Consider the following 18,388-nt stretch of genomic DNA (forward strand, 5'->3'; position numbering starts at 1 on the left):
AGGACCGTGCGTATAAGGCTGCTCAGCCGAAGACGCAACCCCCTTTCTTCATTTTTTTGACACAAGCCTGTTCATAACCGCTCGAACCCACAGACAATCCCTCACGAGACGAAGAAAATCTGTTTCTCGTGTCCGTCGAAATTTTCTTATCTCGCGACGAAGTCCGTGCGGCCCAATTGAGCCCCAGACTTGGGATCGACTCGCAGAAGCGCTGTTTTGCTGCCTTCGCGGACCAGAACCAGCAAAATTCCATCCGCCAACGTTGCCTGAAGAACTTCCGCTTCCGGACCCACAACCACGGTCGACGCGAACTCCGCTTCGGACGGATCGGCTTCATAAGTGTTGATCTTGTATAGAATTGCTGCAAAGACAGCGATAAACCCGGCAAACATGATCAGGGACGAACCGAGCAGCAGGCGTTTCAATTTCGCCTGAACGCGTTGAGCCGCCGGATCGAGCGGTGCTTCTTCCTGGCTCTCATCCCGATAATCAGGTTGTGACATGACAGACAATTCCTATGAAGATCCGTTCACGCAGGACGCGGATTTCAGTTTGACAGTTGACGAAGCCGATGCCGGAAAACGGCTGGATGCAGTTCTGGCCGCCCATATGGACGCGCTCAGCCGCAACAGGATCCAGTCTCTGATCAAAGCCGGAGACGTCACCGTCGGCGGCGAGAAAATAGTGGAGCCTAAATACCGGGTCAATGAAGGTGATGCGCTTACGCTGATTTTACCGGAACCGGAAGATCCCGAACCCAAGGGAGAAGACATCCCAATATCGGTCGTTTTTGAAGACGAACACCTGATCGTCATCGATAAACCCGCCGGACTCGTGGTTCATCCTGGCGCCGGCAACTGGACCGGAACCTTGGTCAACGCCCTGATCCATCACTGCGGCGACAGCCTGTCTGGTATTGGCGGCGTCAAACGCCCGGGCATCGTCCATCGGATTGACAAGGACACGTCCGGCCTGCTGGTCGTTGCCAAGACCGACCAGGCCCACCAGGGTCTGGCTGCCCAATTCGCAGATCATGGCAAGACCGGGCCGCTTGAGCGGGCCTATTCTGCGCTTGTATGGGGAGCTCCCTCCAGTTTGAAGGGAACCATCGATGCCAATCTTGCACGCTCGCAGGCCAACCGGCAGAAAATAGCGGTGGTAAAGACCAGCGGCCGCCACGCCATCACGCATTGGCAGGTGAAAGAACGTTTTGGTTCAGCCGATGAACCGGCTCTGGCCTCTTTGATGGAATGCCGTCTGGAGACAGGCCGCACACACCAGATCCGCGTTCACATGGCCCATATTGGTCATCCGCTGATCGGTGATAACGACTACGGCTCCGGTTTCAAGACCAAAATCAATCGCTTGGAAGAACCACTCAAAAGTACCGTACAAGACTTCGACAGACAGGCTCTTCACGCCGGTTTGTTGGCGTTTGAACACCCTGCAAGCGGAGATACTCTGCGCTTCGAAAGCCCATATCCTGCTGATTTTGCAAAACTTTTATCTGCATTACAAAAATTTTAGGAAGCAATTCTTCATTCTGGTCATGTAATCGGCAATTTCCAACCTATATTAAAAACTCTTGTGTGCCTTAATGGACACGACTCTGCGTCCGTCTTTCCTTTGACATGGCTTGCTTGCGTAATTGTTCGGAGCAGCGGGAGGAAAAGGTCGCAATTAATTGGAAAGGGGGTGCATGCAATGGCCCAAAACGTACCGACACTCACAGCCGGGGAAGGTGGTCTGAGCCGCTACCTGGATGAGATTCGTAAATTTCCAATGCTGCAGCCGCAAGAAGAATACATGCTCGCGAAGCGTTACAAGGAGCATGAAGACCCTGAAGCGGCAGAACGTCTCGTAAATTCTCACCTTCGCCTCGTCGCAAAGATTGCGATGGGATACCGTGGCTACGGTCTCCCGATCGGTGAAGTTGTTTCTGAAGGCAATGTCGGCCTGATGCAGGCGGTCAAGCGCTTTGAGCCGGACAAGGGTTTCAGGCTCGCGACTTACGCCATGTGGTGGATCAAGGCAGCCATTCAGGAGTACATCCTGCGTTCATGGTCTCTGGTCAAAATGGGGACCACCGCCAACCAGAAACGCCTGTTCTTTAACCTGCGCCGTCTCAAAGGCAAGATCCAGGCCCTTGATGAAGGTGATCTGAAGCCGGATCAGGTAAAGGAAATCGCTACCCGCCTCGGAGTGTCCGAAGAGGAAGTGGTATCCATGAACCGTCGCCTGGGCGGCGACGCCAGCCTTAACGCGCCTGTGCGCGCCGAGGCTGATGCAGGCGAATGGCAGGACTGGCTCGTTGATGAAACCGACAGCCAGGAAACGATGCTCGCCAACCAGGAAGAGCTCGATATGCGCCGCAAGCTGCTGAGCGACGCGATGGATGTTCTGAACGAGCGTGAGCGTCGTATCTTCGAAGCCCGCCGTCTGGCAGAAGACCCGATGACGCTGGAAGATCTGTCCGGCGAATTCGGTGTCAGCCGTGAGCGTGTCCGTCAGATCGAAGTTCGCGCCTTTGAAAAGGTGCAGAAGGCTGTTCGCAACAGTGCACGCTCGATGGAACAGCAGCCGGTCGCCTGACACGCCTGAAAACAAGTTTGATAGAACGCCGGAGCCCAAACTCCGGCGTTTTTCTTTTCAAGACCCGAGTTCCCTTGCGATGCCTTCAAGCGCAATCTAGGCTGATCCTGTTTACTCAAGATCGATAGTCATGCGCCTGTTTCTGAAAACGCTCTTTTCCAAACGCGTACTCGTTGCCGCTTCTGCCTGTATTGTTCTGGCATTCATGACAGGATTGCGCTCCGCGGATCCGGGCTTCCTGAAGGCGATGCGTGAGCTGACCTTCGACTATTACCAGCGCATGAAACCCCGGGAGTATGAGCCCGCGCCTGTGCGCATCATCGACATCGATGAAGCCTCCATTGCAGAAATCGGCCAGTGGCCGTGGCCGCGGACCAAGCTGGCGAACATGGTGGAGACGCTGACCGATCTCGGTGCCGCGGCGATCGTGTTCGACGTTGTGTTTTCCGAGCCCGACAGAACTTCTCCCGCTCAATTGCGCGAGAGCCTCGGACCGGATGTGCCGGACGACCTGATATCATCGCTGAAATCCCTCCCCGACCATGATGCGCAGTTTGCAAGCACGATCAGTCAGTCACCAGTGGTTCTCGGGTTCGCGGTAACCGCAACACATACGGGTGACATGCCCCGCCAGGTCGCCGGGATATCCTACGCCGGAGACAATCCCGTTGGCTTCTTGAAGCCTTTCCCCGCAGTTGTCGCAAACCTTGAAATCTTGCAGGAAAGCGCAAGCGGCCTTGGGTCCATTTCCATTTCAGAGGACGATCAGGAAGGCGTCGTCCGCAGGGCACCTCTTCTCGTCACTGACGGACAAGCACTTTTTCCAAGTCTGACGACCGAGGCCCTCCGAGTTGCGCAAGCGGCCAAGGGCCTGATTGTCCGCTCAACCGGGGCCAGCAGCGAGACCAGCGCCGGCAACGCAGCGGTGACCGCGGTCAGGATTGGCGCATACACGGTTCCAACCACCGCATCCGGCGAACTTTGGCTTTATTACACGAAAGACCACCCAGAACGGTACATACCGGCAAACACGCTGCTTTCTGACGGGAATCTTGCCGAACTTGCCCCCTACATCGAAGGACAGATCGTTCTTGTTGGCGCGTCAGCCGCCGGATTGCGGGATATTCGAGCAACATCGCTTGGCGAGCTGGTGCCGGGCGTCTCCATTCATGCGCAGGCGCTCGAACAGATCCTGTTCGATCAATTCCTGTTCCGGCCCGACTGGGCGAATGGCCTGGAGATCATCGCAACTTTTGCCGTGGGCGCCATTGTTATCCTGGCATTACCGGCAATCGGCAGTCTTGGCACTGCAATTCTGGCGACCGCCATCGTATCCGGTCTTGTCGGAGGTTCCCTTTATCTCTTCTGGGAAGAGGGCCTGTTGATCGATCCGGTCTACCCGGCCGTCACCTCCTTTCTCGTCTTCGCGGCCTCCTCTTCCCTGCTCTTTTTCCTGACGGAAAGGGAAAAGAAATTTGTCCGACAGGCGTTTGGCCAGTACCTGTCGCCGGATCTGGTGACGCAACTTGAACAATCGCCCGACCAGCTGACGCTTGGCGGAGAAATTCGCCCGATGACAATCCTGTTCATGGACATCCGCGGTTTCACTCCCATTTCCGAGCAACTTACACCGGAAGAGCTTGTCAGTTTCCTGAACACTCTGCTGTCGCCTCTCTCAGATTCGATCCAGGTCGAAGGGGGAACGATCGACAAATACATCGGTGACAGCATCATGGCGTTCTGGAATGCCCCGCTCTCCGTTCCCGATCATGCTGCCAGAGCCTGCCGGGCAGGTCTGACAATGCTGAAGGTAGTCGACAAGCTGAATGACAAGGATGCATTCGGCTTCAGGGCCAGAAACCTCAAAACGCAGTTGGTGAGGATCGGCATCGGCCTGAACAGCGGCGAAGTCTGCGTCGGCAACATGGGTTCCGCGCGCCGCTTCAATTATTCGGTCATCGGCGACGCGGTGAACATCGCCTCACGTATCGAATCCAGCTGCAAGGCAATCGGCGCGGAACTTCTTGTCTCAGAGGAAACCCGCAACGAAGCGCCGGATTTTGCATTCCTGGAGGCGGGAGAAATTCCGCTCAAGGGCAAGAGCGAACCGGTAAAGCTCTATGCGTTGCTCGGTGACAGGGCATTGAAAAACTCGAAGGAATTCAAGGAGCTGGCAACGACGCACGAGCGCTTGATGGCAGCATTGAAAGAAGGCCGGCTAGAGGATGCCGAAAAAGCACTCGAGACCGCGCAGATCCTGGCACCGTCCCTGATGGATTTCTACGGGCGCTTCGAGGATATCCTGTTCGATATGAAAGCAGCGCAAAACGAAAACAGCGCCGCACAATGACGGCGCCGCTTTCTTGGTTGCGATCGACGTATCAGCGAATTTCAACTGCGTAGGTTTCGACCGGAACAACCTTGCTGATCAGCCCGGCTTCCGCCATGAACTCTGCAAACCGCTGGTAGCGGCCCGTGTCGAGCGCTGAGGGCCGTTTGGCAAAGCGCGGCAGCGTATCAGCCCAGGCACGCTTGTTGAGCTCGTCATTCAGGTTCGGATAAGCCTCGATAAACGCATTCCAGGCCTCGTCCGGATGGTTGGTCAAGAAGATCGTCGCCGCCTCGATGGCAGCCATGAATTTCACGAACCGAGGATCATCAATCTTGTCCTTGTTCACGACATAGATAAGCTCATCGAAAATCGGCACGCCGTTTTCTTCCGGGTAGAAGGCCTTGCCTTCCTTGCCTTCAATTTCAATCTGGGTCAGTTCGAAGTTGCGATAGGCACCGATCACCGCATCCACCTGTCCGGACATGAGCGATGGCGACAGCGCAAAGTTGACGTTGATCAGCTCGACGTCATCCATAGTCAGGTCAACCGAATGCAGCATCTGCCCAAGCATCGCATCTTCAAAGCCGGAGACCGAAAACCCGACCGTCTTGCCTTTCAGATCTTTCAACTCCTTGATCGGCCCATCTTTCAGCACGATGAGCGAGTTGAGCGGCGTTTCGACCAGAGTACCGATACGGGAGACAGGCAGCCCCTCTTCGATGTGGGCGTGAAGCGTCGGCTGGTAGGAAATCGCGATATCACCCTGACCGGCAGCCACTAGTTTCGGCGGCATAGCCGGATCGGCGGGTTCAATCAGTTCAACTTCGAGCCCCTCGGCCTCGAAGAAACCCATGGTCTGGGCGGTAATGACAGGAGCATGATCAGGGTTGGTGAACCAGTCCAGCAGAACTGTCAGTTTTTCCGCAGCCTGAACCGGAGCACTGGCCAGGAGGCCCGCGGCGACAGTCAGGGACAGGAGTGTCTTTTTCATTCAATCCTCCAGGGTTCGGCAGTCAGTCTTCGACCTGCCAGGGAACAAGAATTCGGGTGAAGTATTCGACGGCGTAGCGCATCGCGAGCACCATCAGGGCCAGCAGAATGACAGCCGCGAAAAGCAGGTCAGCGTTCCCACGGGCATTGGCTTGAAGCATGATGAAGGCAAGGCCGCCCTTTGCTCCCGCCCATTCACCGACCACCGCGCCAATGGGCGCGAAAACGGCAGCGACGCGAATGCCGGAAGCAAATGCGGGCAAAGCGGCGGGAAGTCGGAACAGCAGCAGCTCACGGTGGCGCGGTACCCGGTAAAGACGGGCAAGGTCCACAAGACCGGTATCCAGCCGCCGTAAGCCGTCATATACGGTCGAGGTTACGGTAAAAAAGATCACCAGGATCGCCATTACGATCTTGGAGGACAAACCGAACCCCATCCAAAGCACCAGAATAGGCGCAATGGCGAAGACCGGCAGGGCCTGGGTCACGAGAATGGTTGGCATCACCACACGCCCAGCAAGCGGAAACAGCCAGATGGAGATCGCCAGCAATGCGCCGCTCAAGACGCCAAGAGAGAAGCCCAGCACCGTCTCCAAGGCGGTAATGCCGGCGTGGTACAGCAGGAAGTCCGCATATTGCGGAAATGCCCGCAATACCACGAGCGGACCGGGAAGCATGAAGGTCGGTGGCTGGAAAACGGCAACCAGCAGCGCCCAGACACCAAGCACTGAAATCGCGCCAAGCAAAAACCTGCCGATGGTGGATACAAACGCCTTCACGACATCGCTCCGTTCGGAGCCGGAGCTTCGGCGGTATTCAGATCGGCAGGCAGGTTCTGCACATACAGGAACCGCTGCCGCAGCAGGCAAAAAAGCATAGGATCTCCCGTCTTCGGACACGCCGAAAATGACAATGGAGATCCGGGAATTGGCTAAGGATTCCGTCCCTTCGCCGGCATGACCCGGATCAGGTTCTAAGGGTTCGGCTCAACGCCATCTCAGTTCCGGTAACCGGAACACCCCTCGGACCGAGGCGGAACATGCCTTGCCTGAACGAAAAAGGCAAGCTGTAGTTTTGCTTGATAATCGTGCAGAAGCGAAGACTGACGCTTAGCCGGCCTGCCAGGCGGAAATCGCCTTTTCGACCGCGTCAGCGCCTGCGGTTCCCTTTTCAAGAGTCAGGATACCGCGCTTGCCGTTTTCATAAAGCATCGGAATATCGATCCAGCCGCGTTCACGCAGCAGCGCAAGATTTCGTTCCTGTTCGTTCGGCAAACTTGAAAGCGCGATCCAGAAGAAACCGGGAGAAACCTTCACCGAAGCGCCGATCAGGGCATCTCCACGGGCTTCTTCCGTGGGCTTCATCACCAGACCGGGAACATTCACGACATCGCCTGCGGCAAAGCTCTCCGGAAACTCATACCTGATTTCAACAAGGTGGCTTGCCGGCAAGGATGTATCGTCGTTGGGCTTGATCCGGATATCGACTTTCACATCCCTTTCAGGGATCTCGATAGACGCATTCAGGACAGCCTGCGACTTGCCGTCGAGATTGGTTTCTTCCTCGATGTTCCAGACAACGGCTCCTTGAGCAGCTGTGCCGGCACCACCAGCTTCTTCTCCTTCTTCATAGAGAATGGAGCGCTGGACACCGCTATCGGCCTCTGCCGCCGGAGCGCCTGGCGACGTTTCTTCCGGCGCAATCGCAGCGAGGTTTCCTTCAGGTACAGCTGAAGGCGCCTCAACTCCCGCACCAGGTGTCGCCGTAACAGGTCCATTGTCGGCACCCGAAACAATCGCAGGCTGAGATGGCTCGGACTGAGACGGTTCGGGCTGCAAAGCCTGCGGATTGATTGTCGTCGTCGTTACTGTTCGCGCATCCGGCGCGATGAGGTCGTCATCATCCAGCAGCCGGTCGGTGTTTTTCGCTGTATCGTCAGCGGCCTCAGCCGTTTCAGCCGGAGTTTCATCCGTAGCCGGAGTGGTGGATGCTATTGCCGTTTCTTCCGGTTCCGATTGCGTTTCCGGCTGAACAACGGCTTGTTGATCGTCTGAAGACAGGAAGAAATAGGCACCGCCGCCAACAACCAGAAGCGCAATCACGGCAGCGATCGCGATCGGCAACGTCCTGTTTGAAGAAGACTTTTCCCGCAGCGCATCAGACGCGCTCGGCCTTTGTCGTTTGGTTCGTGCGGGCTTTTCAACCGGCACCTCACTTGCCTTTGGTGCTGCGGTTTCGGCTTCAGCTTCGGGCTTGGCGGGCGTGTCAGTTACCGGAGCGGGTTCGAAGATCCCATCGTCATCAGGCGCCTGTGGCTCGAAGACGGGCTCTTGCCGTGCCGGCCCATCATCTGCCGGCGTGCTTTCCACCACAGGTTCAGCTGCATCCTTGGCGTTCTGGACAGCCATATTCGCCGCGGTTCCTAGCGTCTCGGCTTCCGAAAGCGTTTCCTTGAGCGGTGAAGGTACGTTTTCTTCTTCCGCAACACCTTCTTGCGTGGCCGGAGCAGGCTCCTGAACCTGGACAGGTTCTTCCTGTGGTTCTTCCGGCTGTTCCTCGGGCTCAGTGTCAGTGACTTGAGGCTCGGGAGCTTGCGGCGCCGGTGGTTCCACCGTAGGCGCAGCGGGGCTTAGTCCAAGGCTTTCACGGGCAGCCTCTGCCTCGACCTTCCGGATTGCCTCTTCCAGACGCAGCTGTTCCGCTGTGATTTCCGAAGGTGACAGCGGCGGCTCATAGGCTTTGAGCTGATTGACAATGGCGTTTCGTGCCCGGCTGTACACGCTTCTGCGGGCAGCACCGTTGCTTTCGGGCAAGGACGCGATCGTTTTCTTCAGAATAGAATAGTAATCAGCCATCTTCCTGCCTACCGGCCAACTGCTGGGATCTCATTTGCTGGCCCAAGATTTCAAAACGTTCTCAAGCTTATAGCAAGTTTTTTCAGGCCAATGCCAATTCTTCAAAAATGCCTGGCCGACACCGACCCTAACAGTAGTGTTTTCCTAACATGGATTCTTCAATCAACACGCAAATGTGTGATTCCGAATCCCGGTGGGCGCATTGTGATTCGCAACGCGCCCAGCTGTTTCACAATTTGAGACCTTTAAGCGGCAGATCTCAATCCTGGAAAGGATTCTGCACAAGAATTGTGTCGTCCCGCTCCGGGCTGGTCGACAACAATGCAACCGGTGCACCGATCAGTTCTTCGACGTGACGCACATACTTGATCGCCTGTGCCGGGAGGTCAGCCCATGTCCGCGCCCCTTCGGTGGACTCCTTCCAGCCTGGCAGAGATTCATAAATCGGAACAACCCGTTCCTGCGCCCCCTGAGAGGCCGGCAGGTAGTCGATACGTTCACCGTCCAGCTCGTATCCGATGCAGATCTTGATTTCATCAAGACCGTCCAGAACATCAAGCTTCGTCAGGGCGATGCCGTTGATGCCGGACGTGCAGACAGTCTGGCGAACAAGAACAGCGTCGAACCAGCCGCAGCGGCGGCGGCGGCCTGTCACGGTTCCGAATTCATGACCGCGCGTTCCCAGGAATTCACCGACCTCGTTTTCCTGTTCGGTCGGGAACGGTCCTTCTCCAACGCGGGTGGTGTAGGCCTTGGTGATGCCGAGCACATAGTCGACGGAACCCGGGCCAAGGCCACAGCCTGTTGCGGCCTGACCTGCAACCGTATTGGAAGACGTCACGAACGGATAGGTACCGTGGTCGATATCCAGAAGAGCGCCCTGGGCACCTTCGAACAGGATCCGCTTGCCCTGACGGCGCATATCGTCCAGCAGATACCAGACCTTGTCCATATAAGGCAGAACCTTGTCGGCAACACTCGCGAGCTCGTCATAGATCGCCTGTGCCGAAATTTCTTCCTGACCCAGACCACGGCGCAGCGCGTTGTGATGCGTCAGCAGACGGTCGATCTTTGCCGGCAGGGTGGTCAGGTTCTTCAGATCCATAAGCCGGATGGCGCGCCGGCCGACCTTGTCTTCGTAAGCCGGACCGATCCCGCGCTTGGTGGTTCCTATGCGCGTACCCGTATTGGAATTTTCGCGCAATGCATCGAGTTCGCGGTGCAAGGACAGAATGAGCGTGGCGTTTTCCGCAACGCGCAGCGTTTCCGGTGTAACGACAACGCCCTGATTTCCGAGACGCTCGACCTCTTCGGCCAGAGCATGCGGATCCAGCACGACGCCGTTGCCGATAACAGACAACTTGCCCTCACGCGCAACGCCTGACGGCAGGAGAGAAAGCTTATAGCTGATGCCGTCAATTACCAGCGTATGTCCAGCGTTGTGTCCGCCCTGGAACCTTACGATGACATCGGCTTGTTCCGACAACCAGTCGACAATCTTGCCTTTGCCTTCGTCACCCCACTGCGAACCGACAACTACCACATTCGCCATCTAGTCTTTGCTCTCCTGAAAGCAGCTTTCCCGCACCCTATGGCCTGGCCCCGGGTGCTAACACGACAAGCCCCGGCAACCTGACCGGGGCAAACGGCGCGGACTATAGACAGGTTTCCCTGTGCTTGCGAGTCTCCGCGGGGAATTAATGGCCCCTTAACGCACTTTTTTAAGGAGCTTTATACTTCTGTATTGGGCGTTATTTGGGCGACGGCCCCTCATCGCCCGTCTTTTCTCCGCGCGCGAGCCTGTAAATCATCGGAGACGTGCGCAACAGCCAGACAAAACGGCGGCGCTGATCGGCCGGAACGGCCTCACGGCGCGACATGCGAACGATGATGAACAGGACCAGAGCCAGATGAAGCGTTGCGGTGTAGACGAAAAATGCCGCGGGCCCGAAGATCCCCATCAACAGGGACGCGATGAATGGGCCGATCATTGCGCCGCTCCCGAATGCCAGCATCAAGCCGGCGGCAACATCGACAAACTGTCCGGGTTCGGCATGATCGTTGGCATGCGCAGCCGAGAGTGAATAAAGCGGCAGGGCAAAACCGCCGAACAGGAAGACACCGAGAAACAATTCAGACTGGGTCATCGACCGGGCAATGAAGAGACAGGCCAGCCCGGCACCAACGGTAAAACCGATCAGAACAAGGCGGCGGTCCAGCCTGTCGGAAATCCATCCCGCCGGATACTGAAAAATCGCACCTGCAAGCACCCAGATCGCGATGAAGGCCGCCACCGTTTCCAATCCGAGCCCGATGGATTCGGCATAGATTGGACCAACCATGCGGAATGCGCCATTGGTAAGCCCGATGGTGAAAATTCCGACCATGGCCACCGGTGAAACCCGCCAGAGCATCATCGGATTGATGACCTTCGCCTGGGGTATTGAAGGGTTCCCTTCGCGGGCCAGGGAGATCGGCACGACTGCAAAGCAGAACAGGACGGCAAGCACCATCAGAATATCCGACCCGGATGCTCCGAAAGCCGGCAACATGAACTGACCGCCCATGACGGCCGCCAGGTCCACGATCCTGTAGACGGACAGAATGCGTCCGCGCGACGTATTTGATGCAATAGAGTTCAGCCAGCTTTCCAGCACCATGACCGTGCCGCAGGATCCGACACCGCTCACAAATCTGGCAACCATCCAAGGCCAGCCCGCCGGCGTGAACGCAATCGCCATGATTGCGATCGCACTGATGGAAGCCAGTGCGGCAAATACCCGGATATGACCAGCCCTCGCGATCAGAAACGGCGTCAAAACGACACCGGCGATCAGACCGGCAAAGTAGAGCGATCCGAGCAGACCAATGCTTGCATCCGGCAGTCCTTCCGCTCTTGCGCGAACCGCAATCATGGTCATGGCAAGACCATTTGCCCCAAGCAGGCAGGCGGCCGTGATCAGCAATGGAGAAAGACGCGCGGTCAGGGACCTGCTTTGTACGGATTGACCAGTTTCAGACATGGAGGCTTTCTTTCCGGACAGCCGGATACGACTTTAAATCCCTTACCCTTAATTGCCGCTTCGAACCAGCAGTTTCCTGAAACCCACGCCCTGATCGGTTTTCGGGTGTCTCCGGTATTTCTGGCGTGCTAGTCGATCCCTACTACCGTAACGAAGAGAGTTGGATCGATGCCGCTGAGAAACTGGATCATGCTGATTGTGCTCGGCACAATCTGGGGAGGAGCCTTTCTCTTCGCCAAGGTGGCGGTGGCTGAAATTCCACCCTTTGTGCTGGTTTTCCTGCGCGTTTCCAGCGCCTGCGCGGTTCTCCTTCTGGTCCTTCATCATCAACGCCTTCTGAGCAACCTCACATTGAAGTTGGCCGGTCCTTTTCTCGTTATGGGGTTCCTCAACAACGCCGTGCCGTTTTCGCTGCTGTTCCTTGGACAGACTGTGATCGGAGCGGGACTGGCTTCCATTCTCAACGCAACGACACCTATCTTCACAGTCATCGTCGCCGGTCTTCTGACCCGGCAGGAAGCGCTACACGCGAACCGGATCGCTGGTGTTCTTCTCGGTGTCGCCGGGGTCGCCATTATGCTGTCCAGCAGTCTTTCGGGCGTCGCAAGCGATCCTGTCTGGGCACAGCTCAGTTGTCTCGGAGCAGCCATTTCCTATGCCTGTGCGGCCACATATGCCCGCAGGTTCAGGTTTCTTCCGCCCCAGGTAGCGGCAACAGGTCAACTCCTGGGGTCAAGCCTTCTCATGCTGCCTATCGCACTTCTGTCGATGGGCAACTGGTCGATTTCCGATCCGAGCCTGACTGCCTGGGCGAATGTCCTCTCGCTTGGCATTCTTGCGACGGCCATCGCTTATCTCATCTATTTTCAGTTGCTTGCGGAAGCAGGAGCGACCAATGCGTCGCTGGTCACCCTGATCGTTCCGGCCAGCGCGCTGTTTTTCGGCTGGCTCCTGCTGGGCGAAAACCTCAGCACGCTGCAGCTCGCCGGGTTCGCTGCTCTTCTGGTCGGCCTAGTGGTTCTGGACGGCCGCATCTTGCAGCGAAAGGGACCACGGCCAGCCTGATGAGCACACAAGAGCGAGAAAGGCGCCCTGTCGGGCGCCTTGGCTTCTTTAGAAGGTCAGGGATTTCACCTGTTTGACATGAGACACCGCCTCGAGCCGTGTCATGACATCGGTCGGGACAACACCGTCAACTTCCACGAGACAGATCGCGTCGTCTCCAGGTGCAATCCGCCCCAGATTGAACGTCGCAATATTGACGCCGCTATTTCCCAGCTCCATGCCCAGATGTCCGATAAAGCCCGGTTTGTCTTCATTGGTAATGTAAAGCATGTGGGACCCGAGCTCGGCTTCCATATTGATGCCCTTCACCTGAATGATCCTCGGCTTGCCGTCTGCGAAGACGGTTCCGGCAACGGATCTTTCCTGGCGCTCGGTCATGACGGTCAGGCGGATATAGGTCTCATACGCTCCCTGTTTCTCACGGCGTATTTCCTCGACCTTCATGCCTCTGTCGCGTGCAAGGATCGGGGCCGACACCATGTTGACCGTCTGCAGAAGCGGGGTCAGCAATCCTGTGAGAGCTGCGGCCGTCAATGCCTGAACATTCATCTCGGCAACCGCGCCGGCATATTCCAGCCGGACACCTTCAATGCCCGTTTCCGTCAGCTGACCGGCAAAGGACCCAAGCTGTTCGGCCAACCGAACAAAAGGGGCCAGTTTGGGTGCTTCTTCCGCCGTGATCGACGGCATGTTGAGCGCGTTGCGAACCGCACCGTCAAGCAGGTAGTCACACATCTGTTCGGCGACCTGCAGCGCCACATTCTCCTGGGCTTCCGATGTCGAAGCCCCCAGATGCGGGGTCGAAACGAAGTTCGGCGCTCCGAAGAGAATGTTATCCTTTGCCGGTTCTTCCACGAACACATCAAAGGCAGCACCCGCAAGTTTGCCCTCATCCAATGCTGCGCGGACAGCTGCCTCATCCGCCAAGCCACCACGGGCGCAATTGATCAGATAGGCACCTTTGCGCATCTTCGCGATGGCGTCGGCATTGATGATGTTGCGGGTCTTGTCCGTCAACGGCGTATGCAGCGTGATGAAGTCGGACCGGGAAAACAGGTCATCCAATTCGACCTTTTCAACACCGAGTGCAACTGCCCGTTCCGGCGTCAGGAACGGATCATAGGCAATGACTTTCATTTTGAGGCCGATTGCGCGATCCGCGACAATGGAACCGATATTGCCGCAACCAACGAGACCCAGAGTCTTGCCCGTCAGTTCGCGCCCCATGAAGCGAGATTTTTCCCATTTTCCGGCTTGGGTGGAAGCATCCGCCGCCGGGATCTGGCGCGCAATGGACATCATCATCGAAATCGCGTGTTCCGCGGTGGTGATCGCGTTGCCGAACGGCGTGTTCATCACAATGATGCCGCGTGCGGTTGCGCTGGGAATATCGACATTGTCGACACCGATCCCCGCCCGTCCGATCACCTTCAGGCGATCGGCGGCCGCGACAACCTTTTCGGTAACCTTGGTGGCCGACCGGATCGCAAGTCCGTCATACTGGCCGATGATTTCCAGAAGTTTCTGCTTGTCCTTGCCAACCTCCGGCAGGAAATCGACATCAATGCCGCGATCCTTGAAAATCTGCACTGCTGCCGGAGACAATTTGTCGGATATCAATACCTTGGGAGCCATCTTGAGCTTCTCCTTGAATACAAAACGGTCCGGGCAGCGCACCGCCCGGGAAGATCGTCATGAGAGAAGAAATTGCTCAGGCAGCCTGAGGCAGTTTCGCTTTTTCGGTGCTGAACGCCCAATCCAACCAGCCCGTCAGGGCCTGAAGATCGCTGACTTCAACCGTGGCACCGGCCCATATGCGCAGGCCGGAAGGCGCATCACGATAGGCACCGATATCATAGGCAACGCCTTCTGCATCCAACGTGCTCGCAAGAGCCTTGGCAAACGCGGCCTGTTTGTCGGCATCCAGTGCCAGAATGTCCGGATCGGTGACTTTCAGACAAACGGACGTGTTTGAGCGGGTTGCCGGGTCAACTGCCAGAAAATCAGCCCAACCAGATACCTCGACCCAATCGGCCAGCACCTTGAGATTGGCATCCGCCCGGTCGCGCAGGCCGGACAAACCGCCTAGGCGATCTGCCCATTTCAACGCATCGATGTAGTCTTCAACGCAGAGCATGGAAGGCGTATTGATGGTCTCGCCCCGGAAAATGCCTTCAATCAGCTTGCCGTCCTTGGTCAGCCGAAAGATCTTTGGCAGAGGCCAGGCCGGCGTATAGTTTTCCAGCCGCTCCACTGCCCTCGGGCTCAGGATCAGCACGCCATGCGCGGCTTCTCCGCCCAACACCTTCTGCCAGGAGAACGTCACGACATCGAGTTTGTCGAAATCAAGTTCCTGTGCGAAGGCGGCAGACGTTGCGTCGCAGATCGTCAGACCTTCGCGATCTGCAGGAATCCATTCGCCGTTCGGCACCCGAACACCCGACGTTGTTCCATTCCAGGTAAAGACAACATCGTTGGAAAAATCGACTTGCGCAAGATCGGGCAACTCGCCATAGGGAGCTGTCAACGTGCGTGCATTGTCCAGTTTGAGCTGCTTGACAACATCGGTCACCCATCCGGCACCGAAACTTTCCCAGGCAAGCATATCGACACCACGGGCCCCAAGCAGGGACCAGAGAGCCATCTCGACGGCGCCGGTGTCGGAAGCCGGAACAATACCGATCCGGTAATTTACGGGAACCTGGAGAACCTTGCGGGTCAGGTTGATCGCTTCGGCAAGCTTCGCCTTGCCGGGTTTGGCCCGATGTGACCGGCCGAGCGGCGCATCAGCGAGACTTTCAAGCGACCAGCCGGGGCGCTTGGAGCAGGGACCGGATGAAAAATTGGGATTGGCCGGACGCACGTCCGGCTTGGCGGTGAGTACTGTCATATCTGTCTACCCTCGCAGATAGTTGCCCCTCGTTGGGGAGGGGTGGCCCACCTATGGGGATAAGGCGTTCATGACGGTTGGTCAATTCAAATCGCAGAAAAACAAAAAGGCCGGTCTTTCGACCGGCCTTTAGAGTGATCTGTCTGAGCAGATCAGAAATTGCTGCTGATCGGGCCTTGCGGCTCGTAGTAGACCGGGGCTGCCGGTGCACGTGTCGTATTGAATGTGTAACGCGCCCCCAAGCGGAACTCGTGGGCGACGAGATCGTCCCACTCGATCCGCGTACCACCTGTTCCGGCATCGTACAGCTTTACGGTCTTGGCTGTTCCAAGGTCCTTGTAGCGATACCCGGCGTCGATCGCCCAGTTGTCGGTCACAGCGTAGGAGGCGCCGGCCATCAGGGCCCATGCGAAGTTCCACTCACTGTGCTCACCGTCGTAATCCTTGCGGCCTGTACCGCCGGGATTAATTGAATAGGTGCTGTCGGTACGGACGTACGAAGCACCGATACCGGCACCGACATAAGGTGTGATGCGGTTCCAGGTACCCAGATCGACATAGCCGTTCAGCATGACTGTCCAGACATCAATATCGGTTGCTTCGGTGGAGAAGCCGCCTGAACAGGAGCCGCAGACCGCGTAGCCTTTGGCCTGTGCGGAAGTCTCATAGTCGATCGTCACATCTGTGCGGAAATAATCGTTGAATTTGTAACCGACACCGACACCGATCATCCAGGCATCGTCGAGAGATTCACGCTGAAAGCGCAGGTCCCCGATCACGGGATCGTTGAAGCTGCCGCTTGGGTCCTGATAAATCTTGTATCCGATATCACCACGCAAGTACCAACCGCCAACGGCGGGAACCTCGGGAATGTGTTCAATGACCGGAGTCGGCAAATCCGCAGCATAGCCCGCAGTGGAAAGCACAACAGCAAAGCCGGTCAAAGACAAACGCTTAAAGAAATTGTCCATGTCCTCGTCCTCTTCCAGTGAGCGCCCGCTTCAACCAATGGTCGGACACATCAAACTTGGGAGGATATTGACGGGAATTCATTAAAGGTGACTTAACCGTATTCTTTAACCGCGTTTTTTTACCTTAAGGAAGGCTTAACAAGCCGAAGTGTTTACGAAGTATTAAAAAAGCCGCCTCGATGAGGCGGCTTCTGAAGCACTGGGAAGAAAGTATCAGGCAGCTGCGGACGCAACCACACCGGCAATGTCGTTGACCACCTGCTTGACCAGCTCCGCGTCGTCACCTTCCGCCATTACGCGGATCAATGGCTCGGTACCGGATGCCCGAATGACCAACCGGCCCGACGTACCCAGCCGGTCCTCACCATCCTGGATAGCCGATTTGACCAGATCCTGTTCGAGCGGTTGACCTCCGCTATAGCGGACATTTTTCAAGATCTGCGGCACCGGATCGAAACGGCGGCAAACCTCCGAAACCGGTTTGTCCTGGTCCTTGACGCAGGCCATAACCTGCAATGCTGCAATCAACCCGTCACCGGTCGTGGCGAAGTCCGACAGGACAATATGGCCGGATTGCTCTCCACCGATGTTGTAGCCATTGGCCCGCATATGCTCCACGACGTAACGGTCGCCGACTTTGGTCCGGGCAAGGTTCAGACCAAGACTGTCGAGATACCTCTCAAGACCAAGATTGGACATGACCGTAGCCACGATTCCTTCACCGGCAAGACGGTTGCTTGCCTGCCAGGACTGGGCAACCACGGCCATCAGCTGATCGCCATCGACAACCGCTCCGTTTTCGTCAACGATGATCACACGGTCCGCGTCGCCGTCGAGCGCAATACCGATATCTGCCCGGACTTCATGGACCTTGCGCGAGAGCGCTTCGGGGGATGTCGATCCACAGTCCTTGTTGATATTGAACCCGTCAGGCGTGACTCCCATGGAAATCACGTCGGCGCCCAGCTCCCACAGGGCCTCAGGCGCCACCTTGTACGCTGCGCCATTTGCGCAATCGATCACAACCCGCAAGCCTTCCAGGCTCATTTGTCTGGGCAATGTGCGTTTTGCAAATTCGATATAGCGTTGCTGCGCACCATCGATACGCTTTGCGCGACCGAGATCGCGTGTCCCGGCCAAACGGGAAGTCAGATCGCTTTCTGCCAGGCTTTCGATGGTCTGTTCGATTTCGTCACTCAGCTTGAAGCCGTCAGGCCCGAAGAACTTGATGCCGTTGTCCTGAAATGGATTGTGAGACGCGGAAATCATCACACCGAGGTCGGCACGCAAGGATCGCGTCAGCATGGCAACCGACGGTGTCGGCATCGGGCCTAGAAGAAACACGTCCATTCCGACCGAGGTGAAACCGGCCACCAGGGCATATTCCAGCATATATCCTGACAGGCGCGTGTCCTTGCCGATCACGACGCGGTGGCGGTGCCCACCGTTCTTGAATGCCAGTCCGGCGGCCATCCCTACCTTCAGAGCCATTTCAGCTGTCATGGGATAGGTGTTTGCCTGACCGCGAATGCCATCGGTCCCGAAAAACTTACGCATGTCTTGATGCCTGTCTGAATTTGGTCTTGCGCATTCATAACGCAATTGGGCCCGGCCGAATTTCAAAATATGTGATCAATTGTTACTATTCACTAACAATCGGGCCGATCTCA

At 56.8% G+C, this 18,388-nt stretch carries 14 protein-coding genes and 1 riboswitch; of the genes, 4 read left to right on the forward strand and 10 right to left on the reverse strand.

What is annotated here, in order from left to right:
- Positions 1-146 precede the first annotated feature (146 nt).
- Positions 147-503, reverse strand: coding sequence for a hypothetical protein (locus ABLQ08_RS11520; RefSeq protein WP_352942015.1), 357 nt, complete (start codon positions 501-503; stop codon positions 147-149).
- Between ABLQ08_RS11520 and ABLQ08_RS11525 the strand changes: the two genes are divergently transcribed.
- The 3 genes from ABLQ08_RS11525 to ABLQ08_RS11535 all read left to right on the forward strand — a co-directional run bounded on the left by ABLQ08_RS11525 (position 502) and on the right by ABLQ08_RS11535 (position 4,942).
- Entirely contained in the window at positions 502-1,527 is a 1,026-nt protein-coding gene (locus tag ABLQ08_RS11525; protein WP_352942017.1) for an RluA family pseudouridine synthase, read from the forward strand. The genes ABLQ08_RS11520 and ABLQ08_RS11525 overlap by 2 nt on opposite strands.
- 177 nt (positions 1,528-1,704) lie before the next feature.
- Positions 1,705-2,592, forward strand: coding sequence for an RNA polymerase sigma factor RpoH (gene rpoH, locus ABLQ08_RS11530; RefSeq protein ID WP_352942019.1), 888 nt, complete (start codon positions 1,705-1,707; stop codon positions 2,590-2,592).
- Positions 2,593-2,722: 130 nt separating this feature from the next.
- The gene (locus ABLQ08_RS11535; RefSeq protein ID WP_352942021.1) at positions 2,723-4,942 is read left to right on the forward strand and encodes a CHASE2 domain-containing protein; all 2,220 of its coding nucleotides are present in this window, start codon (positions 2,723-2,725) and stop codon (positions 4,940-4,942) included.
- Between the two features lie 31 nt (positions 4,943-4,973).
- On the opposite strand, the gene ABLQ08_RS11540 is transcribed toward ABLQ08_RS11535, so the two are convergent.
- The 5 genes from ABLQ08_RS11540 to ABLQ08_RS11560 all read right to left on the reverse strand — a co-directional run bounded on the left by ABLQ08_RS11540 (position 4,974) and on the right by ABLQ08_RS11560 (position 11,792).
- Positions 4,974-5,915: an ABC transporter substrate-binding protein gene (locus ABLQ08_RS11540; protein WP_352942024.1), complete on the reverse strand. Its 942-nt coding sequence runs from the start codon at positions 5,913-5,915 to the stop codon at positions 4,974-4,976.
- A gap of 22 nt (positions 5,916-5,937) precedes the next feature.
- Entirely contained in the window at positions 5,938-6,693 is a 756-nt protein-coding gene (locus ABLQ08_RS11545) for an ABC transporter permease (protein ID WP_352942026.1), read from the reverse strand.
- 147 nt (positions 6,694-6,840) lie between these two features.
- A riboswitch (TPP riboswitch) is annotated at positions 6,841-6,947 on the reverse strand.
- Positions 6,948-7,023: 76 nt separating this feature from the next.
- Entirely contained in the window at positions 7,024-8,769 is a 1,746-nt protein-coding gene (locus ABLQ08_RS11550) for a hypothetical protein (RefSeq protein WP_352942028.1), read from the reverse strand.
- Positions 8,770-9,028: 259 nt separating this feature from the next.
- On the reverse strand, positions 9,029-10,321 hold the full coding sequence (locus ABLQ08_RS11555) for an adenylosuccinate synthase (RefSeq protein WP_352942031.1): 1,293 nt from the start codon (positions 10,319-10,321) through the stop codon (positions 9,029-9,031).
- A gap of 199 nt (positions 10,322-10,520) precedes the next feature.
- The gene (locus ABLQ08_RS11560) at positions 10,521-11,792 is read right to left on the reverse strand and encodes an MFS transporter (RefSeq protein ID WP_352942032.1); all 1,272 of its coding nucleotides are present in this window, start codon (positions 11,790-11,792) and stop codon (positions 10,521-10,523) included.
- Positions 11,793-11,960: 168 nt separating this feature from the next.
- On the opposite strand from ABLQ08_RS11560, the gene ABLQ08_RS11565 reads away from it, so the two are divergent.
- Positions 11,961-12,857 carry a DMT family transporter gene (locus tag ABLQ08_RS11565; RefSeq protein ID WP_352942035.1) on the forward strand — a complete coding sequence of 299 codons (897 nt, stop codon included), beginning with the start codon at positions 11,961-11,963 and terminating at the stop codon, positions 12,855-12,857.
- Positions 12,858-12,905: 48 nt separating this feature from the next.
- Here ABLQ08_RS11565 and serA read toward each other — a convergent pair whose 3' ends face one another.
- The 4 genes from serA to glmM all read right to left on the reverse strand — a co-directional run bounded on the left by serA (position 12,906) and on the right by glmM (position 18,275).
- Complete coding sequence (gene serA, locus ABLQ08_RS11570; RefSeq protein ID WP_352942037.1) at positions 12,906-14,492, reverse strand: phosphoglycerate dehydrogenase; 1,587 nt, start codon at positions 14,490-14,492, stop codon at positions 12,906-12,908.
- 76 nt (positions 14,493-14,568) lie between these two features.
- On the reverse strand, positions 14,569-15,747 hold the full coding sequence (locus tag ABLQ08_RS11575; RefSeq protein ID WP_352942039.1) for a phosphoserine transaminase: 1,179 nt from the start codon (positions 15,745-15,747) through the stop codon (positions 14,569-14,571).
- 152 nt (positions 15,748-15,899) lie between these two features.
- Positions 15,900-16,718 carry an outer membrane protein gene (locus tag ABLQ08_RS11580; protein WP_352942041.1) on the reverse strand — a complete coding sequence of 273 codons (819 nt, stop codon included), beginning with the start codon at positions 16,716-16,718 and terminating at the stop codon, positions 15,900-15,902.
- A gap of 213 nt (positions 16,719-16,931) precedes the next feature.
- Entirely contained in the window at positions 16,932-18,275 is a 1,344-nt protein-coding gene (glmM, locus tag ABLQ08_RS11585) for a phosphoglucosamine mutase (RefSeq protein WP_352942044.1), read from the reverse strand.
- Between the last annotated feature and the right edge of the window lie 113 nt (positions 18,276-18,388).

Origin of the sequence: Roseibium sp. SCP14, from assembly GCF_040329475.1 — a bacterium.
Lineage (GTDB): Bacteria > Pseudomonadota > Alphaproteobacteria > Rhizobiales > Stappiaceae > Roseibium.

Coding starts and splice junctions, on each gene's coding strand:
- ABLQ08_RS11555 (WP_352942031.1), bottom strand. CDS start 10,321: ATGGCGAATGTGGTAGTTGTCGGTTCGCAGTGGGGTGACGAAGGCAAA.
- ABLQ08_RS11520 (WP_352942015.1), bottom strand. CDS start 503: ATGTCACAACCTGATTATCGGGATGAGAGCCAGGAAGAAGCACCGCTC.
- ABLQ08_RS11560 (WP_352942032.1), bottom strand. CDS start 11,792: ATGTCTGAAACTGGTCAATCCGTACAAAGCAGGTCCCTGACCGCGCGT.
- ABLQ08_RS11525 (WP_352942017.1), top strand. CDS start 502: ATGACAGACAATTCCTATGAAGATCCGTTCACGCAGGACGCGGATTTC.
- ABLQ08_RS11550 (WP_352942028.1), bottom strand. CDS start 8,769: ATGGCTGATTACTATTCTATTCTGAAGAAAACGATCGCGTCCTTGCCC.
- rpoH (WP_352942019.1), top strand. CDS start 1,705: ATGGCCCAAAACGTACCGACACTCACAGCCGGGGAAGGTGGTCTGAGC.
- glmM (WP_352942044.1), bottom strand. CDS start 18,275: ATGCGTAAGTTTTTCGGGACCGATGGCATTCGCGGTCAGGCAAACACC.
- ABLQ08_RS11535 (WP_352942021.1), top strand. CDS start 2,723: ATGCGCCTGTTTCTGAAAACGCTCTTTTCCAAACGCGTACTCGTTGCC.
- ABLQ08_RS11540 (WP_352942024.1), bottom strand. CDS start 5,915: ATGAAAAAGACACTCCTGTCCCTGACTGTCGCCGCGGGCCTCCTGGCC.
- ABLQ08_RS11580 (WP_352942041.1), bottom strand. CDS start 16,718: ATGGACAATTTCTTTAAGCGTTTGTCTTTGACCGGCTTTGCTGTTGTG.
- ABLQ08_RS11565 (WP_352942035.1), top strand. CDS start 11,961: ATGCCGCTGAGAAACTGGATCATGCTGATTGTGCTCGGCACAATCTGG.
- serA (WP_352942037.1), bottom strand. CDS start 14,492: ATGGCTCCCAAGGTATTGATATCCGACAAATTGTCTCCGGCAGCAGTG.
- ABLQ08_RS11575 (WP_352942039.1), bottom strand. CDS start 15,747: ATGACAGTACTCACCGCCAAGCCGGACGTGCGTCCGGCCAATCCCAAT.